Consider the following 25645-nt stretch of genomic DNA (forward strand, 5'->3'; position numbering starts at 1 on the left):
TGTCGAAATAACTCCTTGCAGCTGGGGTCATGAGGTCGATGCATCTATGGTACGCAAGAGTCCGAAAGATAGACGGACCCCAGTAGCCTGGTGCACCACGGAATGTCGCTCCCGAGTTGGGAAGCACGCAGGATAGAATGCTTCGTCATAGGCTACTGCACCAGCTGAAGATGAAATGAAGCAGGGAGGGAAAGCGATGAAGGTATTATATGAACGTTGTTGTGGAGTAGACGTGCATAAAAAATCCATTACCGCTTGTACCATCACCCCTGAAGGAAAAGAAATACGAACATTCGGTACCATGACCGATGAATTGCTGGAGTTTGTGAACTGGTTGAAAGAAAAAGGGGTGACGCACGTGGCGATGGAATCGACAAGCGTGTACTGGAAACCGTTGTACAATTTGCTCGAACTCGAACAAATCGAAACGCTTGTCGTCAATGCCCGGCATATTAAAGCAGTTCCTGGACGGAAGACGGATATGAAGGATGCCGAGTGGATCGCCAACTTGCTTCGCCATGGATTGTTGAAAGGAAGTTATATTCCGGACCGAGCCCAACGAGAACTGCGAGAACTCGTTCGATATCGTCGCAGTTTGATCGAAGAAAGAGCGCGGGAATTGAATCGGATTCAAAAAGTATTGGAAGGAGCGAACATCAAGTTGTCGTCCGTTGTTTCCGATATCAATGGGGCATCGGCACGAAAAATGATTCGTGCGTTGATCGAAGGGAAAAACGATCCGATGGTCATCGCTCAGCTCGCAAAAGGGAAATTGAAACAAAAAGTGGAAGAACTCCAGCGCGCATTACACGGGGTAATCGGCCCTCATCAACGGATGATGTTAGCCGAACAATGGCGGCATGTGGAATACCTAGATGAAGCGATTGCGCGATTAGATCAGGAGATCGAGGAGAGAACGCGCCCTTTTGAAGAAGCGCTGGAGCTCTTAGATACGATTCCGGGAGTCGGGCGGAAAAGTGCGGAACAAATTTTGGCGGAAATCGGAACCGATATGAGTCGCTTTGCATCAGCGAGCCATCTGGCATCGTGGGCAGGCATGGCACCAGGAAACTACGAGAGTGCGGGGAAACGGTTATCAAGCCGAACGAGGAAAGGGAACAAGAAGCTGAGAGCGTGTTTAGTAGAATGTGCCCGTGCCGCCGCGAGAAAGAAGGATACGTATTTATCCGCGAAATATCACCGCATAGCCGCAAGAAGAGGGGCGAATCGAGCGAGTATGGCAGTTGGACGAACGATATTAGAAATCATCTATTACCTGTTAACTCGGAAGGAACCGTATAAAGAATTAGGGGCAGACTATTGGGATCGTCAACGGGAAGCAAAGATCGTGCGTCAAACGGTGAAGAAATTAGAGGGGTTAGGGTACGAAGTGAAGTTAGAAAAAGTGGGTGCATAAGGGAATTAAACCATATATAAACTTTAATACCTTCCTTTGGAAATTATATTCCAAAGGCTAGGTGGGGGTTGTTTTTTGCCAAATTTTGTTTTCAGGATAGGATAGTATGCGATATATTCACCAAGATGCCATCCGAACTTGTTTGGAGTACGTATCAAGAAGTGATATCTTTCTGCTATTTATCGCGGATAAAGCAGGAACATTCTTAGAGGATGAAGGGAAAACTGTTACTCACCTTGAATTTTTACGTGCATATCACGAAAATAAACGTCTTATCGTGTATGTTCACGATATAGTTCTTGATACCTATTTTCGGACGATCAGACCTCAAATAAAACAATCGTTAGTACAGTATTTAAGCGAACACGGTAAAGAACCGGATTCAATGTTGAATTTTATAAGCGAAAATATTAAAGAGGAGCCTCATATTGCCGAAAATTATGTATGGTACTTTCTTTATGATGCAGAACAAAAAGGCATATATTTCGAAAAATGCTCATTAGGTGTCGAAATTCTTTCAAACATAAAAAGCTATCTTTCAGCTCTTTTCAAAGAAAGCCTTCAATACTTAAATATTCGTTCTGAAATAGAACGGAGCTTAGAACATGTAGAATTATACGGGGATTTTTATGAACTATCATTTGAATTCATAAGTTTATTGCGGAATGGGCAAATTACAAATTGGAGAAGGCTATTAGCGCTTTTACGATCTAAGATGGTCGGCTGCAATATTTACTCTACAAATACAAAGTACCAACAAGAAGCTATAGGAATTAATGGACTGTAAAGCCGTAACTCTTTACGAAAAAAGAGATAACCAGATGATTTGCAAAGAATATGATGGATTAACAACTCCTGAGAACTTTTCATTAGATGATACTTCTTCTTACGTTGTGCAAACATATAATGATCATAATCATAATGAAAAGCTATACTATTCACTGGAAAAAAGAATATGCTATTTCTTGTTTAAGGTAAAGACTTATGTATTTTGCTTTCATCTGCCCCTGCTAGGAGAGTGGGATTATTATAAACTGAAGGCTTACCAAGAGAATATATTTAATGCTATACTTGAATCAAAAGGATATTCTTATTGTTACTTTATCAAAATGCTGTTAGGAGGTCTCTCAAATGAATAATTATAAAGAAAATGTAATATTAATCGCCTCCGCACCACATGGATATGGAAAAAAAGTTGTAACGAATCGCCTTAGTCAAATGAAACGTGATCACGCAAACTTACAAAATAAACTTTCCCAAATAAAAAGTTCATTTCGTCATTCAAAATAAACGCTCATGATGTAAAAAATGCTCTACTGATAGAAGGAGTAAAATCCATTTCTTCGAATGTTTTAAATTTGCACGTTCTACAATTTCAATATGTTCAAGATAGTAGAAGAAGCCCATCTATCACCAAAGTATTCAATAAGAAGGTCAAAAGAATGCCCAAACGGATATCATAAAAGAGTTGTTTGGAAAAGCAATTGAAGGGGACATGTCTGTATTCGAAAACTTGGAGAAGTTAGATAAATTATCTAAGCAGATGCAGAAAGGAATCTTTGTTAAGAACCTCAACCATCCTGCGAATAAAAGAAAAAAAGGTTAAGACAACAATATTGCATTAATCAAATAGATTCTAACTTCATAAATTCACGACACAAATGAACCCCCTGAAGAAATTCTCGAATTTGAAGGAGTAACCATTAAGGATACACACCATGAAAGCTTTGCAACAGCAGTAAAAAGTAAGAATTTTCTTAAACATGAAAAAGTACGTGGAAGCATTGCGCTTATATGAAGAACTGTATCAAAAAGAACCAGGAAATTTAAATTATCGTTTAATCGGATTTTCTTACAGGAAAACGCGGTGTTATAATTTGCGGGTTGAATATTAATGCATGAAATCTAAGAAAATCAAGTCGATCGGTTTGTTAAATTAACTGCTTTTTAACGATGTTCACTTTCTTAACTAGATAATTAATAAATATTGTGAATACACCAACAATAATAACTTAAATTAATTTTTTTCTAGTTCAGATTCCTTTGAAATGCTTGTTGCATTGGTGATAGAGATTTATAGAAAAGTTATTGTAACTGCATTGGAGAATCATTTAAAAGCATGTGGATTTGAAGTAAACTTAACTAAATTCGTTTATATATGAGCGGTCGTAAAACCATTAAGGAATTTTACGACTGGATTTATCTCATGACAAAGGATTGTACTTAAAACGCAAATTTGAAGTGTTCCCGGATCAAAATTTGGATACAGAAACATTACAAAACGCAAAATTAAAGACAAAACATGCTGTTGCAGAAAGTAAAAAGCTTTTATCGATGAATATCGAAAAAAAATTATTGCATTCATCGAGCATGTGGAACTGCTTGAATTACATTAGAAACGTATTATACATGGTTGTTAAAACATGACAAATCATTTAGCGAAGAATTTTAAAATTAACGAAAGGGCAGTTAAGTAGTCAATAGCTGCTTTATATTTTTCAAATTTTAGTTTACATAATATAAAGTGAAACGATAAAAAAATGATAAAACAGTAAGTTAACTTAAATAATAGCGTATAATCTTTGATAAATCGTATAAAAAAATGATAATTACCGCCAAAAAATTGGATAAGATTACTAAGATAATAGCATATTCGTTCTTATTTGTCTAGTTGATCACAGCAGTTTGTCCAGAATTATAAAACAATTCCAGATGCAGCATCCTTCTAATTAGACTATTAGAAGGGGATTACAATGATATTGATCAATGGAATGGTGCAGTAGATTTCGTGTTTGTGTCTTTACCTACATCTAAATCGTTTGACATCATCCTTTTTAAAAAAGACATAATAGTTTGCATTGTTGGCGGATGAACCCACTTTCACGAACACGAACAACAGATGATTTCCTTTCCCTAACTGGAAGAAGAAGCGTTTATTATGCCAGAGTGGGGGAGCGATAACAATGTAAGGCGGATTTTAAAGGAAAATCAAGTGCCACCAAAGATCGAAATATGAAGTAGCTGAAAATCAAGCTGATCTTGGAATCAGTATACTTCCTGAAATGCTTTTGTTTCGTGTATCACACATTGTATTTTATTCATTTAGAAAGAGATCATTTATCGTACCATAGGGATTGCGGTAATATCTCTGAAAAACATCTCTTCAGCCGTCAAAAAATTTATTGATTGTGTTAAGTCAAGGTTAAGCAATCACTGTTTTTTTTATTTTAGAATTATAAAAAATAGAACTATGTGCTAAATAATCAATATAACCAAACAAAAGAAGAGTGCAGGACATAAAAGTAGTATGAATTGCTTTGTCAAAAAAATCAATGAAGATGGTTCTGTTGTCTGGAATGACCACGGTACTCGTTGTGGCGTTTGCTTACAAATCGCCGCGGAATCCATTAAAATGAAACAAGAAGGTATGTCTATAAAGGAAATTCGCCACTACATTGACGAAAAGTACAAAGAAGGTTACGCAAAACCAACTAAAACTCCAATGCCTTTATAATAAACAAACCTCACTTTTCCGAAAACGAAGGCTTTACAATCCTCCCACGGTAGAGGATTTTTTGTTTTCTTAAGGCATATTTTATAAGTTTGGCAGATATAAAAGTAAAGACAACTTAGTACAAGGGGGATGATGGATGAACTCACTTTGGCTTTTAGGGTTTTCTGCTTCTGCTATTGGAATGTTATCTGGCGGAGTGATTGCTTGGTTGTTTAAAGGCTGGCAAAAAGGAACGCCAACCATTTTTTCAGTATGTAGTGGTATGATATTTGGACTGGTCACGATGGAAATTTTGCCTGAAAGCATAGAAATTGGAGGTTGGTTTATTGCTATTGTCGGATTGATTTTTGGTTATTTTATTTATAAGCATCTAGAAAAGGTTTCCCATCATGTGATCATTATTACCAATGACGCTAAAAAAGACTTATTTGTACATTCTGGTCTATTTTTAACATTCAGTATTGCCCTGCACAATTTTCCAACAGGCATCGCACTTGGAGCCAATACTCACGATTCATTGACTAAACCAATGATGACTGCGATCATGCTTCACAATATTCCAGAAGGGATTGCTGTTTTTACTCCCTTGCTGATGGCTGGGTTTGGAATTTTCAGCATCATACTTGGGGCAACCATAGCCTCCGCCCCCATAGGAGTTGGAGCCTTCATCGGAAGTAATTATGGGATGGGTGTCCCTTGGCTAGTAGCAATGATTATCGCATTGGCGATGGGGGTAATGCTTTCCGTGACGGAAAAAGAAATTTTTGGAACAGCTTTACGCACATCTACCAAAATATACTGCGTTATCATGGCTGTAATCGGTTTTGTATTGGTTTCATTTTACTTGTTTTTTCTATAAAAGACTTTACTAAAAAGGTGCATGTTAAGTTAACGGGTTCGGTTCAGAAGTACAAAATCAAGAAAAACAGTACAAATAACAGCGTAATTAGCACAAAATTCGAACCAAATTTAACAAAGTAAAAAGCACATTAAAACACTTGGGTTTATTCCAAGCGTTTTAAACTAAAATTATATTGACTTGTTAAATTAAGACTGTTACTAAAATGTTACTACCGTACTTCAATTACAAAGGCATAACTTGAATCTCCCTTTTCCCATCTCGCTGAAACATCATACACATATACACCTTTTTCTTTTGGTAATAGTATCACATTATCATTTATTGGAACATTTTCTGTTTTTTCATTTGTAAGCCATCTATTTACTACTAATGTATTTTCTTTAGGCTCATCTTTGAATTCTATTTTCAATTGGGAATCTGGTGGTACAACCACAGGTTTTAGTTCTTGATTTTTAATGAGTTCTGGCGGAGAACTTGTATCGGCACAAACAGAACTAAGTAATCCATTCCAACAATACGAACCTTGTGCCACTTCTACCTTTTTTTCTCCAACAGTTATGGTTGGTAAAGGTGGTTTAGCACTAAATAGTTCAGTAACAAAATCCCCCCCAATGCCTAACGCAATTAATACTAATAATGTAATTAAAAATTTTTTCATACACTTCCCCCTCATGGGTTAATTTTCCCTTTGCTAATTTTCTGAGTAATCTATATATTCAGTTTAACATAAAATACCAAAATCATTAAAAAGGATTTAGTCAAAAAATATTGATATTTCAGCAAAAAATAAAAAACAAATCGTATACTGATTTGGTCCTATAAAATATCAAATCCCTTAAGGTTATTGCATATAGATTATTTCTTTTAAATCAAATTGTTTTTTTGCAATGCCTAATCGTTGAGCAGGTGTTCCTACTGTCTCCTTTGTTTTGTATGCTAAACAAAAATTGTAGTAAGTCCGAAGTATGGTAAGAGCCATTTGAGCATACTTTGAGTTAAAGTTTGAATAGATATAGCTTTTTCCGTCACCACGAGCTGTTATCAATGGTCTTTCTAAAATAGATAGCCGTCTTCGAATGTGCTGGATAAAGGTATTTGTGGCGTTGTCATTCACGATTAGCAATGTCCTTTGGTTCGAATGATGAAAGATTGGTTGTACAATCAATTCATCGAAATCTTCTGTCAATTGTCGCAAGTGGATGTTCAATCGAATTATCAGCGTATTCATAATGACTGCTGCCACCTGAAATGACTTTCTTATGAAATTGGTGTGTATGAAATAATTCTTCCAGTTTCAGAAAAGCCAATTTCTGCAAAGAACTTGTAATCATAACCAAAGTTAATTCCCCAGTTGATTAAATCCACTCCTGCTTGAATAAATTCCTCACGAGCTTGTTTCCGAGATTTTGTTTTATCCGTTTGACAAAGAAAATGGTGGGCATTAGATAAGTGAATTTCTTTGGCAAATACACGATAAAGGGAAGTCATCAATGAATTTATGTCCAATTAGCATCAATTTTAACACATATTTGGAATACTGTCTGTTGGTCAGCAGTCACTTGCTAATTATAATGCGATTAATGGTGATAAATTCAATAAAACATTGATATATCAACAAATAAAAGGAGTCCAATTCATATGCGAATTGAACTCCTTTTTGTATTACTTTTTTCAATTTTATACTCAACAACCGAACCCGTTATGTTAAATTGTGCCTTTTTGTATGTTATCCCAAAGAATAATCTAGCGGATGTGTAGAGAAAATAATCCAAAAAATGGTTCTTTCGGGAGTTTTTTATCAAAAACGATGTTATTTCATCAGAACTCAAGACATCGCTAAAAGTATGAAAGCGGATGTGACACAATTAAAATGTGAAGATGATATGGTATACAGAACGTAACAAGAAGGATGCTAAAAATGAAATCGAAAACGAGCAATAAAAAGTGGTCATTTTGAATCGATCGATAAACTGCATTCATACGGAGGTTTCTAATGAACAGGGATAAAGACAAGAAAGAAACTGAGAAAAAAGAGGAACAAACACAACAAACAAGTAATGAGGATAACGTCATACGGGAACTTGAAGAAGAATTTACAAAAGATGTGCTGATATTTTAAAGGACAGCTCACTGCTGTCCTTTTTATACCCTTAAATCGGCATGTTGCAAGTCTGATTTTTCCACCTGAACGGTTGTCATCATCCCCCCTCATTTATTATCTAAATCCCTCATTTTCATGAAAAAACATTTCCTAAACTTGACAAAAAACTGAATGTAAAATATGATACATACATATGAATATATGCTCATATATAATAAATAAAGTGAGGGAAATCATCATGAAGACCGAAGACCATTCTTTCCTAAAATCTGAAACCATTGAAAATGTATCGCGCATATTTAAAGTATTAGCCGATCCAACACGAATCAAAATTCTTTACTTGTTATCGCAAGAAGAGTGCAATGTTAATCATATTGCAGAAGTGTTGGAAATGTCTCAATCAGCCGTTTCCCATCAACTTAGTATTTTACGAAATCTGAGACTAGTTAAGTATCGCCGTGAAGAAAAAACTCTGTTTTACTCCTGCGATGACGAACACGTTATTTCATTATTAAAACAAGCCATTGAACATTCTGAACATCATTAAGGAGGCGTTTTATCATGCATCATCACCACCACCATCATTCTCACGACCATCATGGTCATCACCATCATCACGTACACCATCATGATCACGGCAGAGAAGGGAATAAAAAAGGACTTACGATTGCACTTCTCATTACTGCTGGAATTATGTTGTTAGAGTTTTTCGGAGGTTTAATCACAAACAGTCTAGCCCTTCTTTCTGATTCTGGTCATATGCTTAATGATGCCAGTTCACTTGCTCTTAGCTTAGTTGCAATTTGGTTTGCCACCAAACCAGCTTCTCCTAATAAAACGTATGGCTTTTATCGTTTTGAAATCTTAGCGGCTTTATTTAATGGAGTTACCTTGTTCATTATCGCCGGGTTTATCGTATGGGAAGCTATTCAACGTTTTTACAACCCACCAACCGTAGCTAGCGGTTCTATGATGTTGATTGCGTCCATTGGTCTTTTTGCCAATCTTTTAAGCGCCTGGGCGTTAATGAGAAAAGGGGATGTGAAAAATAACGTCAATCTTCGTAGTGCGTACCTTCACGTTATTGGTGATGCTTTAGGTTCTGTTGGAGCCATTGTTGCAGGGCTCATCATGTGGCTCTTTGGTTGGTATGTAGCTGATCCCATTATCTCTGTTCTAGTTGCCTTATTAATCTTGAAAGGCGCTTGGGGAGTTGTTAAACATACGGTTCACATTTTGATGGAAGGAACGCCCATTACCATTGACCTAAATGAAGTAAAAAAAGTCTTAGAAAGTATTGACGGAGTTATTAATGTTCACGACCTCCATATTTGGACGATTACATCAGGGCTGGATTCATTAAGTTGCCATATTTTGATTGAAGATCATCAAGACAGCCAAAAGGTTTTACAAGAAGCGATCCATTTTATTGAGGAACACTTTAAAATTCAGCATACAACCATTCAAATTGAGACTTCTCAAATTCATCACGAGGACATGAAAATCTAACGAAAAGTATAATCAATATAGAGCAAGATCAGTCATTGTTCATATTTTAGCAAACTTAAACTAATAAACGATAAAAGTTTTCCTTGACTAAAAAATTTTCTGATGTACAATTTATTTAGGCAACATTTTCTTTGCTCTTACATATATCTAATTCTAAATGTAGGAGCAATTTTTTTAGCCTAAAAGTTTCCTTAATGCAAAATATTTAGTGAAAACCAATCATGAGGTGAGCATCATGAGTGAAAATATAAAAAAGCTGTCGTTAGCAGATAAAGAAGGTTGGAGAAATAAACGGACACAACCAACCTGATATCGCGGGAGGTTCCCAGTTCGGATACACGTTACTTTCCGTTATTTTGCTTTCCAATTTAATGGCAATATTGCTTCAAGCATTGGCTGGCAAGTTGGGAATTGTAACGGGAAGGGATTTAGCACAAGCCTGTCGAGATCATTACAGCAAACCAGTGGCGATATTCTTATGGATTTTATGTGAATTAATGATAGCAGCTTGTGATCTAGCCGAAGTGATCGGTTCGGCAATCGCTTTGAAATTGTTGTTTGGCATTCCGTTAATATATGGAGTGATTATTACAGCTCTGGATGTACTGGTCGTATTGCTACTGCAGAATAAAGGTTTTCGTTATATTGAAACGTTGGTGATTGTTTTAATTCTAACCATTGGTGCTTGCTTTGCGACTGAAATCTTTCTTTCTAAACCAGATGTAGGTGGCATATTGAAGGGATTTGTTCCAAGCAAAGAGATTATTAACAATCCATCCATGCTCTATATTGCAATCGGGATTTTAGGTGCAACCGTAATGCCTCATAATCTTTATCTGCATTCTTCCATTGTGCAGACACGTCAATACGAACAAACCAGCTCGGGTAAACGACAAGCGATCAAATATGCTACTTGGGATTCAACGATTGCCCTATTCTTCGCTTTATTTATTAATGCAGCGATCCTTATTGTTTCTTCTGCTACGTTCCATAAAGCAGGAATGAAAGATGTTGCGGAGATTGAAGATGCTTATCACTTGCTCTCTCCACTGCTTGGAACAACACTTGGAAGTATTTTATTTGGAGTTGCTTTGTTGGCTTCTGGTCAAAACTCCACATTAACGGGAACCTTAGCTGGTCAAATTGTGATGGAAGGTTTTCTAAATATTCGCCTTCCTGCTTGGTTAAGAAGACTGATAACTCGATTGATTGCCATTGTCCCAGCCGTTGTTGTAACTGCTCTTTATGGCGAAAGCGGAACGGCTCAATTACTTATTTTGAGCCAAGTGATTCTTTCTTTACAGCTCTCTTTTGCGGTAGTGCCTCTCGTTCAATTCACTAGCGATAAAAAGAAAATGGGTGAGTTCGCAAATCCATTATGGTTGAAAGTTCTTGCTTGGATGGTAGCGGTTGTGATTATCAGCTTAAACGCATATTTATTGTTCCAAACATTCTTTGGTTAAGGAATAATAAACCTCATTATCTTTTTGCGGATAATGAGGTTTATTGTTTTTATCTATCCCTAATTTTTCAGCAAGCATAATAAATAGTGTTGTTTGTTTTCCTTCTAAAGCCTCTTTTGTACATTTTGTGCTTGCTTTATAATCTGTTTCTTTCACTTTTTTTAATGTAGTTTCTTCAAGAAAGTTGGATGCAATCGATTCCTCAAAACAGATTGGAGCAATGTATGTTTTTGTTTCATGGTCCAGTATCATTCTCGTATTGTCTGGTGGAGTTTGTTTAAAAGGTACGAAGAAAAAAACGCCAAGTAGGATTATCAGAATAACGATAGTAAAACTTAACCACTTTACCTTAGTTGACAACACGTTTAACACTCCTAACAATTACTTCACTTTGAACCTTGATTTTATTACAAAATATTTAAGAAAAAAAGCAGTAAATATTAAAGTTCAATAATTTTTCACTATTTTTATCATGAGAATGCAGTTTTTATTTATGGTTCTTCACCATTTTTTGTGAAAAACGCTCAATTCATTTCTCTATTCGTTGTATAATCTAGACTAACATCAGAGAGAGAGGGAAGATCGGTTTTCATCGTTTGAGAATGCAAAAGAAACCGATGCTAATACGATCGGGGGAGATCGGGCGCTTTCCGTTCACTGATCTCGATTCCCTCCCGTTGATGCCAATACATTCGAGCTTGGAACAGGGAGGGAGCAACCATGCCAGAGCGCCAAATTGGCGCATAGCCGCTGAAGCGACTGACCCCCAAGCGAACCATCTCCCTATACACATAGCGTCAGGAAGGCTTTAGCAGTTAAGGAATGCTGCCGTTGAATGAGTCCTACTTCTCATTCCAGAAGGGTCAGTTCTTTGGCGGAAAGGAGTTGACGAATTTTTGATCCATGCCTTCACGTAATTTGATAGGTAATGGAATAAAATCCCCTTATATCATTTGTTGTAGCTCAAATTATAGTTCACAATTCTTGTTTTTATAGAGGAATTATAACAAAGCCAAAAAAGAATTAAAAATACCCTTTACAAAAATTTTGTTGTATGTTACATTAAAAACACAGAGATGGTCAACCATAAGTTATTTCATTAGAAGTAATGTCTTTGAAGGCAATCCTTGCGACAATGGAATTATTGCATAATGAAGTTTCTTTTTTTGCATCAAAATTAAAAAGGAATTGATAATACTTTATTAGGAAATTAGGAGGTAAAATAATGAGCCGTGACAAAGCGTTGCAATTTATTCATGAATTCGAAAATCAATTTAATAAGAAAGAAATTGAAGTAGAAAAAGGATTAGCAGTCGAATTATTAAAGCTGCATACTTTGTTTTTTGCCATGGAGAATGAAAAATATGGTGAGAAGCTCACAAACATCATAACAAGGGAAGAACTTAAAAATCGCCGCGGAAATGTAAAAGAGACCATCCAATCTTTATACCGTACGCTTGAAAGCATAGAGCCTTCACTCTCTGGCGTGTTTCTTAACGATACATTCAAGAACATCGAGGAAACTACTCTTTATAAATTAGTGGTCCTTCTTGAACGATATGGATTAACGAAAACGGAGTATCAAAATAACGAGGCTACGACAGTTTTTTTTGAAACATTAATAAAAGAGCTGCTTGCATCTTCAAAAGGTTATGACTTCACACCTGATGGCCTGTCACAGCTAATGATTCAGGCATTAAAGCCAATTACGGGATCCGTATATGACGGAACCGCTGGAATTGCAAATATACTGGTTGATGCCTACCGATACGCTAAAGGCAAAGGAAAAGATATTTCTGTTTATGGACAAGAGATTAACGAAGAGTTATATGTTATTGGCAAGCTGAATTTGTTTGTCAATCATATCTTGCCAGAACAGGGAGATATGAAATTGGGTGATACCATTCGTGACCCGAAATGGCTCGAAAATGGGCGTCTGATGCAATTTGACTATATTATGATGAATTTCCCATTCGGTTTAAGAGATTGGGGATATGAGTTTGCCATCAATGACCCTTATCATCGATTTGAATTATATGATCTTCCATCTAAATCACAAGGAGATTATTCCTTTATATTACATGCATTGGCGTCTTTAAATCAGGAAGGGAAAGCGGCATTAATCGTTCCTTTTGGAACACTGGTTAGAGGTGCGGCAGAAAGAAAAATTCGTTCCATCCTATTAAAAGACGATGTAATCGAAAGCATTGTTTCCCTTCCAAACAATTTATTTAGCGGAACGGGTATTCAGGTGGCGCTTCTTCTATTGAATAAACATAAACCAAGCCACAAAAAAGGCAAAGTGCAATTCATTAATGCCGAAGGGGATTATGAGCGGACAAGAACACAAAAATATTTGACTTCCAAACATGTCCAGAAAATTATTGAAACGCTTGAGGCATATGAAAACAAAGAAAAATACTCACGCATTGTTACTATAGATGAAATTGCCGAAAACAATTGGGACTTAAACCCATCCTTATACTTCATTCATGTGGAACTGGACACAGAATTCGGCAAGATCGTTTTTAATAAGAAAAAATACGAAGGCGAAGCGGAAAACCTTGTGCAGATCGGGGACATTGCGGAGGTCATCCGCGGCGTGAATCTTCCATCCCGCAGACAAATCGAAAATACAGACGGGGAGTTATTCCCTGTTATTCAAATACGAGATATCGAAAATGGAGAAATACGCTTTGAAACCATCGATGAATTTCCAATTCAAACAAGAGATGTACAGCGCGTTACCGCACAGCCGGGGGACATTTTAGTGTCAAGCAGGGGAACCCAACAGAAAATTGCCGTTGTTCCAGAGTACGACGGAATGATTTTAGTATCGAATATGTTTATTATCATTCGCCTTCATTCTACAAAAGAAGTCGATCCTGTCTACGTCAAACGTTTCTTAGAAAGTCCGATTGGCCAATACTTTTTTGAAGCTCATCAAAGCGGATCCATTGCAACAGTTTTAACTCCAAATGATATTCGCTCCATTGAGCTGCCTTTGCTTCCTATTGAGCAGCAACAGGAGATGATTAGACAATTGGAAGAGGCAGATGAATTAATTCGCAAAGCTTATGAAGAGAGAAAGAAAAAATACTTTGATGCTTATCAAAAATTTGGCATCGGAGCTTTTATCCGACCAATGACAAAGTAGGGGGAATGAGTGTTGAAAAAGAAACTTCTTCTTGAATTAAGAAATAGTTTAAGAAGACGAGGATTTTGGGTGAACGTAGTAGATGAGGAATTAGTTTTGGATCTATGGTATTCAAAATCTAACTTCATCGAAATGGTCAGTTTATTAGCAGTATTACAAATAGGCATCAACATTGGCGAACAAGGGATTCGGCTAAAGCCGAATACCCTTGTTTCGGATGAACTGTTCCAGCAAATAGAGTTTTTTCATCGACAAGGATGGAACTGGTTTTCTGTTTTAAGACCACAAGAAGTCCCAGCTGCATGGAACCATAATCCGGACAATGACCTCTCTATATTGGATTTAGACAGCGGGATTGCTAGCCTAGTATTTGCATTAAATAAAGTCGGGTTATATACTTCTATGAGTTGTGACGGCCATGGGCAAAGAGAGCCAAACATCTGGCTACGCAGACAGGATTATGCCGAAACAATCCGGAACATACTTATGGAAGCTAATCAACAAGTCAGTTTTGCGTATGATTGGGAAATAAAGAAAGGATATAGAAATATTGTTCTAACTGCAAAGAGGCGTTTATCCAAAGATAAATGGGATGTGGAGAAAATACAGGATGATGCATTAGCTTTATCAGAATACATTTATAAAAACTATTCTGCATCTGCTGGTAAGAAGTTGAGTCGTTATAATAGAGTTTCTAAGGAATAGGGAACGCTGTATAATTAAAGTTGGAACACTTTGGAGCATCCTAATGATTTCAAGTCTTTACTTTTGTTTTTCAACAAATCTAGTATGAAAAAGATAAAGAAACAGGAGGCAGAGTATGACTGTAAAAGCAGACATCGATTTTCAGAAGGATTTATTTGAGGCAGCCAATAAAATGCGCGGGAGTGTGGCTCCTGCTGATTATAAACACTATGTTCTTCCGTTAATCTTTTTGCGCTACCTTTCTAACAAGTACGAAAAGCGCCGAAAAGAATTAGAGCAAATCGTAAAAGATCCAAGCAGCGATTGGTATACGGAAGACGATGAAATGCGGCAAGTCATTATCACCGATCCGGACCAATATAAAGCGGAAAATGTCTTTGTAGTGCCTGAAGAAGCAAGTTGGTCTTATATTATGAAAAACGCCAAGCAGCCGAATATTAAAGAGATTCTTGATAACGCAATGAAGCGTCTTGAAGAGGAAAACCCAGAACTGGAAGGCATATTGCCGCGAATTTACCAAGGTTCGAACTTGCCGCCTGAAAACGTGGCGGGATTAATCGAAATTTTTTCCCGTGATGTATTTAGCGCCAATACGGATGACAGTGTAGATATCTTGGGCCGTACATATGAGTATTTTATTAGTTCTTTTGCCGCTTCCGAAGGCAACAGAGGCGGAGAATTCTTTACACCGTCAAGTATCGTTAAATTGCTTGTTGCCATGCTGGAACCGAAAAGCGGGATTGTTTTTGATCCGGCGTGCGGCAGCGGCGGGATGTTTATACAAAGTGAAGAATATGCTCCAAACAAACATGCTCTGTCGTTTTACGGGCAAGAAAATGTAGTAACGACCGTACGTCTTGGAAAAATGAACGTTTTGTTGCATGGCATCAATGCAGAAATTCGCTTAGGAGACTCGCTATTAAACGATCAGTTCCCTGATTTAAAGGCCGATTACGTGATTGCCAATCCGCCATTTAACCAAAGAGACTGGGGAGCAGACCGTTTATCAAAAAATGACCCGCGCTTAATCGGGCCTGTTACAAACAGCAATGCGAACTATATGTGGATGCAGCACTTTCTATACCATTTAAACGATGCAGGCACCGCAGGATTTGTGATGGCAAACGGAGCAATGACAACGAATGTCAAAGAGGAAAAAGAGGTCCGTCAAAAATTAGTGGATGAAGGATATATTGACTGCATTGTTCAATTGCCTGAAAAACTGTTCTTTACCACAGGCATTCCATGCTGCTTATTCTTTTTAAGCAAAAACCGTGACGGCAAAAACGGCTATCGGGCAAGAAAAAATGAAATTTTGTTTATAGATGCCCGCAAAATGGGAACGCTCGTCAGCCGCAAGCAAAAAGCGCTGTCTAAAGAGGAAATTGATAAAATCGCAGCCGTTTATCGTGCCTACAAATACGAAGGGGCAGAAGGATACGAAGACGTTGTTGGATTCTGTAAAGTTGCAACAATTGATGAAGTACGAGCCAATGACTATAAATTAACACCGGGGATTTATGTTGGGACGGAAGTATCCAATGAAGACGATATACCATTTGAAGAGAAAATGGCTGAATTAACTCAGCGTCTCTTAGAACAGTTTGAAGAGTCTAATCGCCTTCAAGAGAAGATTAGGAAAGACTTGGAGGAATTACTGTGAGTAATTGGATTAAAGTGAAATTAGGAGATATTATTGAACTAAAAAGAGAGTCATATCACCCCAAACCTGATGAGGTTCTACCTTATATTGGGTTAGAACATATAGGTCAAGGAACATTACGGTTAATCAGTGTTGGAAAATCAAATGAAGTAACGAGTACAAAAAGTTATTTCTCAAAGGGAGATATTTTATTTGGGAAATTACGCCCATATTTTCGCAAAGTAGTAAGACCTAAATTCAATGGCGTATGTTCAACCGATATTCTTGTATTAACAAGTAAAAATCCTAGGAAGTTCAATCAAACTTTCTTGTTTTATCTAATGGCTTCAAAAGAGATGATTGATCTTGCTACAGCTTCTTCAAGTGGTACAAAAATGCCAAGGGCTGATTGGAAAATGCTTCAGAATCTAGAGATAAGTATACCTGAAGATGTCAATGAACAGGAAAGAATAGGTAAGATACTCGAAACAATAGACGATAAAATCGATATTAATATTCGGATGAACAAAACCCTCGAAGAAATGGCAATGACGCTTTACAAGCATTGGTTTGTTGATTTTGGACCGTTTCAAGACGGAGAGTTTGTGGAGTCGGAATTAGGGATGATTCCAAAAGGATGGAAAGTAAGCAGTCTTAAAGAATTTGCTAATATCCTAATGGGACAGTCTCCGAAGTCTGAATTCTACAATCGAGAAAGAAAGGGATTGCCGTTTCATCAAGGGGTTAAAGACTTTGGTATTCGTTATCCGGTTCATACGGTTTATTGCACACAAGAATTACGAGTTGCAAAAAAAGGAGACATCCTTTTGAGTGTACGCGCTCCAGTTGGACGGATAAATATTGCTAATAGACCCCCATGCCGCAAAAGCGGCACCAGCAGATGATGAAAATAGTTCGTCCATGTATACTTAATCTTAGGCTGGCCAGCGAGGTCGTCTTACCTTGGTGCCATGAGCCCGTTAATTAGACAGACCCCGACGACCTGGTGCACCACAGACTGTTGCTCCCTGGGGAAGCACGCGGGATAGAATGACGTGTATGGTCGTTGCACCGCCAGCCTGTGTTTATTACATGTTAGGCATGGGGGAACGAACATGGACATTATCCATACTCATGTTTGTGGATTAGACGTTCATAAGAAGAACGTCGTCGCTTGTATTATTACTCCGGATCATCAAGAGATCCGCACGTTTTCTACCATGACTGAAGACTTGCTTATGCTTGTAGACTGGATCAAGGCGCATGGCGTCACTCACGTGGCCATGGAAAGTACAGGTTCCTACTGGAAGCCAATTTATAACCTGTTGGAGATGGAAGACATCAAGATTTTAGTGGTCAATGCCAAACATATCAAAAATGTGCCTGGTCGCAAAACAGATGTAAAGGATGCCGAGTGGATCGCTGGACTCTTACGCCATGGATTGCTACAAGGTAGTTACATCCCTGACCGCCAGCAACGGGAGTTGAGGGAACTCATCCGTTATCGTCGCAGCCTGATTGAAGAGCGGGCTCGCGAAATCAACCGCATCCAGAAGGTACTGGAAGGGGCTAACATCAAACTCTCCTCGGTGGCGACCAATGTGCTGGGCAAATCGGGTCGAGCCATGATCGAGGCTTTAATTAATGGTGAAACTGACCCCGATGTGCTATCCGAACTGGCTCAGCGCCGTCTCAAACGGAAGAAAGAGGAGTTGAAAAAGGCCCTGAAGGGCCTCATCGGCCCTCATCAACGCCTGATGCTTAAAACCCAGCTTGAGCATATTGATCACTTAGATGCCTTGATTGAAGAACTGGATGCTGAAATCAAGGAGCGGATGCGCCCTTTTGAAGATGACCTGGAGCGGTTAGATACGATCCCCGGCGTTGGTCGGCGCACAGCGGAGCATATTTTGGCTGAGATTGGCCCTGACATGACACAGTTTCCTTCGGCAGCTCACTTGTGTTCATGGGCAGGAGTCGCCCCAGGGAATAACGAAAGTGCCGGAAAACGAAAGTCAGGGAAAACCCGCAAGGGAAACCAGAAGCTTCGTAGCACCCTGGTGGAAGCCGCCCGTGCCGCTGCTAGGTCCAAACACACCTATCTATCCAGCCAGTACCACCGTATTGCTGCACGCCGGGGGGCCAATCGTGCAGCGGTTGCGGTCGCTCATAGCATCCTGACTATTGTCTACCATCTCCTCAAAAAGAAGCAGACTTACATCGAACTTGGTCCACATTACTACGAAGAACGCAAGCGCCATCAAGTCGCCAGACAAGCGATTCGGAAGTTGGAAACACTAGGGTTTAAGGTCATGGTAGAGCCGTCAAATCAAACAGCGTAGTTAACCGAAACAGTAACCATCAGGTGCATAAACATGACTTATTCCAGCAAATACCAATCTGCTGGTGTTAACACCCCCTGGATTTTTTGTGCTTTTTTCATGGACTTAAATTTTCGGGATAGTAAATTGGTAATCGGTCGAGGTCTATCTGCGCTTAATTCCAAAAGTGGGCATAACTCGTTTTTACTGTACACACTTAAAAGAATATTTGCTTTTGAAGATCAATACGGTTCAGGTACAGTATTTAATTCCATTAGCAAAAAGGATATTGAACAACTCAAATTTATTCGACCATCTCAAGAAGTTCTTGATAATTTTGAAAAACATGTATCGAAGTTTGACTCATTAATAGAGAGTAATACAAAAGAAATTGAAGAATTACAGGGATTAAGAGATTACCTCCTCCCTCGCCTTTTATCCGGTGAAATTGATGTATCTCAAGCAGAAAAACAAGTAGAAGAAGTGCTTTAAACAAACTTAAATTCGACTAGGAGGTGCAAGCAACATGACGAGACCTCTAGGTGAAACGGAATTTGAGGAGACGACGATTGAACGTTTAAAACGGTTAGGTTATGACTATCTTCATGCGCAGGAATTGTTTCAGCGCGGAGAGCGGGATAGTCTTCACGAGGTAGTTCTTTACGGTCGGTTGGAAGCCTTCTTAAAGAAGGCTTATCCGGCCATACCTGAACATGAAATAAAAAGACTTGCACAAATACTAACAGCGCCAGATGGTGTAAAATTGATTAACCGAAATATGCATTTTCACCAAATGTTGACGAAAGGACTTGAATTTTCTTATGAGGTAAACGATGAAACGTACACGCCTCATGTCTTCCCAATCGATTGGGAACATCCGGAGAACAACGATTTTTTAGTGGTCAATCAATTGCCGATTGAAGGGCGCATGTCCCGTAGACCAGATATCGTTATATACATTAATGGTTTACCGCTGATTGTATTTGAGTTGAAAAATCCGAACAACGAGCAGGCGACTGTTTATGATGCATATACCCAAATTCAAAACTATACATATGATATTTCGCAATTATTTAACTACAACGCTTTTGTTGTCATTTCCGATAACGTGGAAACGAAGCATGGGATGCCGTTTGCTGATTACGATTTCTTTGCTTCATGGAAATCGATTGATGGGCGAAATGTCGATAACAACCGCGCCAATACGATGCGCACGCTGATTGAAGGATTATTTCCAAAAGACCGTCTGCTAAATTATATTCGTAATTTTATTGTCTTTTTGGAGGAAGGAAGCAAAATTACAAAAATTGGCGCAAAATATCACCAATTTTTCGGTGTGAACTTCGCTGTCAATGAAGCGATCCGTGCGACACGGCCGGATGGAGATCGGAAAATCGGGGTAATGTATCATACAACGGGTTCGGGCAAATCGCTAAGCATGTTATTTTTCGCAGGAATTTTGTCTCGCCATCCGGAAATGGAAAATCCATCAATTGTCATTCAAGTGGACCGTAATGACTTAGACGAACAGTTGCATGATACGTTTGTGCAAGGGAAATCATACATCGGCCATGTGCATCACGCGGAAAGTACCGAACAGTTGCGAACATTACTGAGAGGGGAAGCGGGACAAATTATTTTCTCCACTATTGAAAAATTCCGTAAAAAAGAAGGAGAAACCCGACACCCTGTTTTATCGGAAAGACGAAACATTGTTGTGATTGCCGATGAAGCACATCGCACCCAAGCCGGTTTTGCGGGCGGATTTGCCGCTCAGTTGCGTTATGCTTTGCCGAACGCTTCCTATATTGGATTTACGGGAACCCCGGTCGATTTTGTTGATAACAATACAGAAGAAATTTTCGGACATATTATCCACCGCTACGATATGGCTCAGGCGGTCGAAGACAAAGCGACATTGCCCATTTACTATGAGAGCCGCCTAATTCCGCTTGATTTATCCGCTGGGGACATTGATGAAAAATACAGAAAAATTATCGAAGAAGCAGGGGGAGACGATGAAGAGTCAGAGAGCTATAAAAGAAAATGGGCCGCTCTGGAAAAAGTCGTCGGTACTCCAAAACGGCTCCGTCGTTTAGCCAAAGATATCGTATCACATTTTAACCAAGTCGCCAATCCGTTTCAAAAAGCGATGATCGTTTGTATGAGCCGACGCATTGCGGTGGATTTGTATCATTATCTAAGAGAAATTCCGGAATGCCCTCCTGTTGAAGTGATTATGACAGGGGATGTATCAAAGGATCCTAAAGAGTGGCGCGAAGTTCAGCCGGGAAGCAAATATGCGCATATTAAATCGAAAAAAGAGCAAGAAGAAGTGAAAGCCAAACTTCGTGACCCAGAAGACCCTTTGAAATTTGTCATTGTTGTCGATATGTGGCTGACAGGAATGGACGCAAAACCGCTTTCTTACCTTTATGTCGATAAGCCAATGAAAGGCCACAACCTTATGCAAGCCATTGCCCGTGTAAACCGTGTATTTCCGGGAAAAGAAGGCGGTGTAGTCGTTGATTATATTGGCATTGCCACTTCTCTGAAAGAGGCAACTCATAAATATACGCAAAGTGGCGGCACGGGAAGTCCTACTTATGATATTTCAGAGGCCGTTAATATCTTCATGGATCATCTGAAGGCAGTAAGAGGATTTATTCCAAGCGAGATTGATGTGCAAAACTGGCGGGCAAAACCAAAGATAGAGCGCGAAGACTTCATTGCAGATCTTGTTAACATTCTTTTAAACCGAGATCTCGAGGAATATATCCAAGCAGCCACCAAACTGGAAAAATCATATCAGTTGGTGAAGCATCAGTCGGAAGTGCTTGAACTTGCAGATGAGGTCATGCTTTATTTCATGATGAAAGCACAGCTTCGCAAACATTTACGCCCGTCAACTGGGGGATCTAAGGAAAACAAAACATTAGAAGAGCGATTATCAGAACTGATTGACAATAGTCTATTAGCGAAAGAAACTGTTGACATTTTCCAAATAGCAGGAATTGAACGCCCAGATATCAGCATATTGGATGATGCGTTCTTGGCAGATTTAACGAAAAAAGAGCATGTAGACTTGCGCTTAAAGTTGCTGAAAAAACTTTTAGAGGACCAAATCAAAGTGACATTTAGCCAAGGAAGCCCACAGTCAAAGGCGTTAAGCGAACTTCTAGAGAAAACGTTAAGGGATTATCATAATCGTGTTATTCAGGCTGCCGATGTGGTCAGGGTTATGATTAACATGCGCAAAGAAATGGAAGAAGAAATACGCAAGCGACACGACTTAGGACTGTCAGAGGAAGAAATTGAATTTTACAAAGCGATCACTGCTATGGAGCAGGAAGCGTTCTCAAACGAGTTTCTTGCTAGTTTAATCCATAAGGTGGTCAAAGCCTTAAAGAAACAATTAGCCGTAGACTGGACAAGCCCTCACCGCCGAGATGTCTACGCCAAGGTCAAATTAGCTGTCAAGCAAGTACTCATCAGAGAAAAAATTACGGGTCAACAATTGCAATTCTTAACAAACAAATTCATGGAACAAGCCGAACAGCAATATAAAGACTGGCCGATGAATGCGTGACAACGAGAACAGGATAGCACTTTCTTTTCACGTAAATGTTTGATATGATGAATGTCAGGCATTGCTAGCATCCTTTCTATACTTCCACTGTTTTGTTCTTCACAACCTTAACAGTAGAGGGTATTTTAGGAGCTGGCAAGCCTTTTTTTATGCAATGAAGCTCTGCACTTTTTGGTTGCAGAACTCTGTACTTTCATTTTGCACTAAACAACCACTCACTTAATTAAAAAGGAAAAAAGTTCGGATGGATTTTTATTATTCACCGTGTACCACAGAGGCCGTTTATCTAGCGGATATGCTGTGCTGATGGAGTTGAGGTGTTGGAGGACACTTCAACTCCTTTTTTGTCCTCTTATTTATATTATAATATTGGCTTTGCATAAAAAACCTTTTTTATTTAATGGACACCTCATCACACGTTTTTCATTTATATCAGAGGTAATATATATTGTTTCCATTCTCTTTTGTCAGGGTCTTCATAATCGCCTATATCTAGGTGAGGGGGAATTGCATCGTATTGTTTTAATCTGGATCTAATATCTTGGATTATCAATCAAATTGTTCATTATGTATCATTCGGCTTGAGTAGTAATAATAAAATATTTCGGACTAAAACCTTCCAAAGTTGCCAAAACTAAATTTAAATAGTGTGAATCAAGGAGAGATAGAAAAAATGAAGGATATCAAAGGGAGAAAGTTTGGATTATTAACGGCAACAACAGTTGTTGGAAAAGCCAGAGACGGATCTTTAATAGGGAAAGTCATTTTTGATTGTGGGAAAGAAGGTGAGGTTAATGGGGTTTTCCTTAGAAATGGTTCCAAGCAACACTGCGGTTGTTTAAACAAACATGGAAATCGGTTTATTGATTTAACTGGAAAGAAAATTGGTCATTTAACTGTCATTGGGATCGCAGGAAAAGCTAAAGATGGTAGCTATATATGGAACGTTTTCTGTGATTGTAATCCGAATTATTCTTTACCTGTTAATGGAGGTGACTTGAGAAGGGGGAGAAAGACTGATTGCGGCTGCCGGCATGGAAATCGAGCAGAACTATTAGGAGAGAAATTTGGAAACTTATTAGTAGTTGGTTTTCACTATAATCCAGAAACAAAGGAATTTATTTGGAAATGCTTATGCAACTGTGGTGAAATTACCACTGCTAGAACTAGAGATTTAACAAGCGGGAAAAAAAGATCGTGTGGATGTCTAAAGTCACCAAACTTAGTAGGGAAAAAATTTGGCAGATTAACTGTAATAAAGAAATTGAATAAAAAGCGAAATGGATATTATCTTTGGAAAGTGCTATGTGACTGTGGAAATACTGATGAGGCCACAACAGGGCATCTAATGAGTGGAGCTAAAAAAAGTTGTGGTTGTTTGAACCATGAGATAGAAGATATAAGCGGTGTAAAAAGAAATATGTTAACTGCAAAGAGGGTAGCAGATTTTAGAAATACAAAGGGCGAAGTATTATGGGAGTTTATCTGTGATTGTGGCGGAGTAACCTATACAACAAGAGATAAATTCATGAGTGGACATACGAAGTCATGTGGATGTTTAAAAGATTTTAGTTTGGAAAAACATCACAATTGGAAAAATGGAGTATCTTCTGTTTCAAGGTTTTTAAGAAGAAGCATTAAAGAATGGAAACAGGCAAGTTTACAATCAACAAATTATAAGTGTTATATTTCAAATGAAGAAGGCGACCTTGTGATTCATCATGCAAATGAACATCATCCTTTTTATAAAATAGTACAAGAAACTTTTGAATTAACAGGCCTTCCAATATATCCGACTATCGGTCAATATACAGAAGAAGAGCTGACCTTATTAAGCAAAACCTGTCTAGATTTACATTTTAAATATGGCTTAGGGATACCATTAAAGCCTCAATTACATGAAGAATTCCATCACACCTATGGATTTACAAATTGGACAAATCAAGATTTCAATAAATTTGTGGAGGAAAAGAAAAAGCAACTGGAGTAATTTGTGCCGATTTCGGCTAAAGCACCACCTCATTTAGCGCTTGCTCAAGTTCGGCCCATAACTGTGGTTTGTTCTGGAGTCCAGTGCAAATAGCTCGCCGTAAAGGCGATCACACTCTCTTTTTCCCGGCCCGTGGAATCAATGGCAAACAAAAGTGCGCCGGTGCAGCGGATGAAAGTAATCAACTGGCTTGGTTGCATTTCTTCATCGATCACCTAGAAGGCTGGTGATTTAACGAAAACTCACGCTCCCTGACAGTGTTTCTCAAATTGAGAAACACTGTCACATCGGTTTCCCATTTCGTGCCGTCCCACGCCGGCTAGAGGCAAACCACCTTTTTTCACAGCCTTCTAGACGAGGTGGACGAACAGCTCGCACGGCAGGCTGCATGAAGAATCGCATTGTCGGCTTAAGGCAAACGGCTGATCGACGTACTATTGTTTCACCAACTGCTCCCCTTCTTCTTTCATCATCCCGTAACGCACCGCTTCTTCGGCTTTTTCTACGATGAACGCCAACAGCCGATGCGAACAGCTGACATCGCCGCCGGAGATCGGCAGTTGCTTTGTCTGACATGGCGTGAATAGTCTCCCTTCTTCTTTCGACAGTTGCTTGGCGGCGAGATCGATCACTGTTTCTGTCATTTTCCGGTAGCTATTTATTTCTAATCACAATCATTTCAGTGAGGAGTGAAAGAATAATCGTTTGCCGCTGACTTCGTTTTCTTATGGGGAAATCCATCTTCTTCTGATATCAAAGCAAAATGCAATGGATAAACCTCATTATCCTTCCCTTCTTCTTTTTTGTTGTTTTGTGTAAGATAAATTTTTGTCAGACAAAAAATAAAGAAAACAGCGGTAGAAAGCAAGCAGAGGTATGAGCAGTGAAAGCATGAGCATCGGTTAAATAGTCTTATTGAACAATTTGAATCGGGGGCGGATAGGGTGTCGGGGCGGCAGTGGTGATGTCCGTGCTGTCGGATGTATCGTTCAAAGAGGTGAAGGAGCAGGTTTTGGCCGTGCTGTACCCGCTGGGTAGTGATGGTTTCGAAAGGGATTACTCATTTGCCACCACTGGAGCGGAAAAAGCATAGTCCGCTATTTGATTTGGCGATAGCCATCGGGATGTTAAAGGTGAAAGGACAGATCAAGGATCCGATTTTGCTGCATGAGACGTTTATAGGAGCGTTGTCGTTAGACGGGACGCTACTGCTGATAGACAGACGGAGTGCTTCCGGCGGTATTGGTGGCGAGACAGCATGGGCTTCAGTTGCAAGGTCAGCAGCTCTCCATTTCTTCCGCTACAAATACAAACGGACTCCGAGTGATCTGGTCTTCCATTGATGCGTTATCAAACCAAACAGACATTGGGAATC

General features: G+C 38.9%; 22 protein-coding genes and 3 pseudogenes. 19 read left to right on the forward strand and 6 right to left on the reverse strand.

What is annotated here, in order from left to right:
* Positions 1-196: 196 nt before the first annotated feature.
* The 6 genes and pseudogenes from NSQ44_RS09305 (at position 197) to NSQ44_RS09330 (ending at position 5790) form a co-directional block, all read left to right on the forward strand.
* Positions 197-1417, forward strand: a complete 1221-nt coding sequence (locus NSQ44_RS09305) for an IS110 family transposase (RefSeq protein WP_044899176.1) — start codon at positions 197-199, stop codon at positions 1415-1417.
* A gap of 106 nt (positions 1418-1523) precedes the next feature.
* Entirely contained in the window at positions 1524-2204 is a 681-nt protein-coding gene (locus NSQ44_RS09310) for a DUF4062 domain-containing protein (protein WP_340856759.1), read from the forward strand.
* A 344-nt stretch (positions 2205-2548) separates the two neighbouring features.
* Entirely contained in the window at positions 2549-2707 is a 159-nt protein-coding gene (locus NSQ44_RS09315) for a hypothetical protein (protein WP_165381934.1), read from the forward strand.
* Positions 2708-3180: 473 nt separating this feature from the next.
* Positions 3181-3312 (forward strand): hypothetical protein, encoded by a 132-nt coding sequence (locus NSQ44_RS09320; RefSeq protein ID WP_340856761.1) that lies wholly within the window; start codon positions 3181-3183, stop codon positions 3310-3312.
* Positions 3313-4700: 1388 nt separating this feature from the next.
* Positions 4701-4931, forward strand: a pseudogene (locus tag NSQ44_RS09325) (PCYCGC motif-containing (lipo)protein); the annotation flags it as partial.
* A 136-nt stretch (positions 4932-5067) separates the two neighbouring features.
* Positions 5068-5790 carry a ZIP family metal transporter gene (locus NSQ44_RS09330; protein ID WP_340856766.1) on the forward strand — a complete coding sequence of 241 codons (723 nt, stop codon included), beginning with the start codon at positions 5068-5070 and terminating at the stop codon, positions 5788-5790.
* A 211-nt stretch (positions 5791-6001) separates the two neighbouring features.
* On the opposite strand, the gene NSQ44_RS09335 is transcribed toward NSQ44_RS09330, so the two are convergent.
* The 3 genes from NSQ44_RS09335 to NSQ44_RS09345 all read right to left on the reverse strand — a co-directional run bounded on the left by NSQ44_RS09335 (position 6002) and on the right by NSQ44_RS09345 (position 7284).
* Entirely contained in the window at positions 6002-6451 is a 450-nt protein-coding gene (locus tag NSQ44_RS09335; protein WP_050368667.1) for a hypothetical protein, read from the reverse strand.
* Between the two features lie 183 nt (positions 6452-6634).
* On the reverse strand, positions 6635-7021 hold the full coding sequence (locus NSQ44_RS09340; RefSeq protein ID WP_050572329.1) for a hypothetical protein: 387 nt from the start codon (positions 7019-7021) through the stop codon (positions 6635-6637).
* Between the two features lie 29 nt (positions 7022-7050).
* On the reverse strand, positions 7051-7284 hold the full coding sequence (locus tag NSQ44_RS09345) for a hypothetical protein (protein WP_236933431.1): 234 nt from the start codon (positions 7282-7284) through the stop codon (positions 7051-7053).
* 502 nt (positions 7285-7786) lie between these two features.
* Between NSQ44_RS09345 and NSQ44_RS09350 the strand changes: the two genes are divergently transcribed.
* From NSQ44_RS09350 to NSQ44_RS09365, 4 genes and pseudogenes are all read left to right on the forward strand, one after another.
* Positions 7787-7912, forward strand: coding sequence for a hypothetical protein (locus tag NSQ44_RS09350; protein WP_256368158.1), 126 nt, complete (start codon positions 7787-7789; stop codon positions 7910-7912).
* 220 nt (positions 7913-8132) lie between these two features.
* Positions 8133-8441, forward strand: a complete 309-nt coding sequence (locus NSQ44_RS09355; RefSeq protein ID WP_340856786.1) for an ArsR/SmtB family transcription factor — start codon at positions 8133-8135, stop codon at positions 8439-8441.
* Between the two features lie 14 nt (positions 8442-8455).
* Positions 8456-9403, forward strand: coding sequence for a cation diffusion facilitator family transporter (locus NSQ44_RS09360; protein ID WP_340856788.1), 948 nt, complete (start codon positions 8456-8458; stop codon positions 9401-9403).
* Positions 9404-9711: 308 nt separating this feature from the next.
* Positions 9712-10866: pseudogene (locus NSQ44_RS09365) on the forward strand (Nramp family divalent metal transporter); the annotation flags it as partial.
* On the opposite strand, the gene NSQ44_RS09370 reads toward NSQ44_RS09365, so the two are convergent.
* A complete protein-coding gene (locus NSQ44_RS09370; RefSeq protein WP_340856789.1) occupies positions 10840-11229 on the reverse strand; it encodes a hypothetical protein in 390 nt (129 codons plus the stop codon). The pseudogene NSQ44_RS09365 and the gene NSQ44_RS09370 sit on opposite strands and share 27 nt — an antisense overlap.
* A gap of 862 nt (positions 11230-12091) precedes the next feature.
* On the opposite strand from NSQ44_RS09370, the gene NSQ44_RS09375 reads away from it, so the two are divergent.
* The 7 genes from NSQ44_RS09375 (at position 12092) to NSQ44_RS09405 (ending at position 22280) form a co-directional block, all read left to right on the forward strand.
* The gene (locus NSQ44_RS09375; RefSeq protein ID WP_050367248.1) at positions 12092-14023 is read left to right on the forward strand and encodes an N-6 DNA methylase; all 1932 of its coding nucleotides are present in this window, start codon (positions 12092-12094) and stop codon (positions 14021-14023) included.
* 9 nt (positions 14024-14032) lie between these two features.
* Positions 14033-14728, forward strand: coding sequence for a hypothetical protein (locus tag NSQ44_RS09380; RefSeq protein WP_050367249.1), 696 nt, complete (start codon positions 14033-14035; stop codon positions 14726-14728).
* Between the two features lie 115 nt (positions 14729-14843).
* Positions 14844-16391 carry a type I restriction-modification system subunit M gene (locus NSQ44_RS09385; protein ID WP_340856795.1) on the forward strand — a complete coding sequence of 516 codons (1548 nt, stop codon included), beginning with the start codon at positions 14844-14846 and terminating at the stop codon, positions 16389-16391.
* The gene (locus NSQ44_RS09390) at positions 16388-17275 is read left to right on the forward strand and encodes a restriction endonuclease subunit S (RefSeq protein WP_340856797.1); all 888 of its coding nucleotides are present in this window, start codon (positions 16388-16390) and stop codon (positions 17273-17275) included. Before NSQ44_RS09385 ends, NSQ44_RS09390 begins: the two co-directional genes overlap by 4 nt.
* Before the next feature lie 210 nt (positions 17276-17485).
* On the forward strand, positions 17486-18712 hold the full coding sequence (locus NSQ44_RS09395) for an IS110 family transposase (protein ID WP_044897903.1): 1227 nt from the start codon (positions 17486-17488) through the stop codon (positions 18710-18712).
* A gap of 33 nt (positions 18713-18745) precedes the next feature.
* The gene (locus tag NSQ44_RS09400; protein WP_340856799.1) at positions 18746-19183 is read left to right on the forward strand and encodes a hypothetical protein; all 438 of its coding nucleotides are present in this window, start codon (positions 18746-18748) and stop codon (positions 19181-19183) included.
* Between the two features lie 34 nt (positions 19184-19217).
* On the forward strand, positions 19218-22280 hold the full coding sequence (locus NSQ44_RS09405; RefSeq protein WP_340856802.1) for a type I restriction endonuclease subunit R: 3063 nt from the start codon (positions 19218-19220) through the stop codon (positions 22278-22280).
* A gap of 427 nt (positions 22281-22707) precedes the next feature.
* On the opposite strand, the gene NSQ44_RS19040 is transcribed toward NSQ44_RS09405, so the two are convergent.
* Positions 22708-22833: a YqcI/YcgG family protein gene (locus NSQ44_RS19040; protein WP_445659500.1), complete on the reverse strand. Its 126-nt coding sequence runs from the start codon at positions 22831-22833 to the stop codon at positions 22708-22710.
* Between the two features lie 120 nt (positions 22834-22953).
* Between NSQ44_RS19040 and NSQ44_RS09410 the strand changes: the two genes are divergently transcribed.
* Positions 22954-24270 (forward strand): hypothetical protein, encoded by a 1317-nt coding sequence (locus tag NSQ44_RS09410; RefSeq protein ID WP_289666577.1) that lies wholly within the window; start codon positions 22954-22956, stop codon positions 24268-24270.
* A 353-nt stretch (positions 24271-24623) separates the two neighbouring features.
* On the opposite strand, the pseudogene NSQ44_RS09415 reads toward NSQ44_RS09410, so the two are convergent.
* A pseudogene (locus NSQ44_RS09415) lies at positions 24624-24935 on the reverse strand (glycerol-3-phosphate dehydrogenase); the annotation flags it as partial.
* Between the two features lie 375 nt (positions 24936-25310).
* Between NSQ44_RS09415 and NSQ44_RS09420 the strand changes: the two are divergent.
* Positions 25311-25613, forward strand: coding sequence for a magnesium chelatase domain-containing protein (locus NSQ44_RS09420; RefSeq protein WP_289666578.1), 303 nt, complete (start codon positions 25311-25313; stop codon positions 25611-25613).
* Positions 25614-25645: the final 32 nt, after the last annotated feature.

It is taken from the genome of Aeribacillus sp. FSL M8-0254 (genome assembly GCF_038008845.1).
Lineage (GTDB): Bacteria > Bacillota > Bacilli > Bacillales > Aeribacillaceae > Aeribacillus > Aeribacillus composti.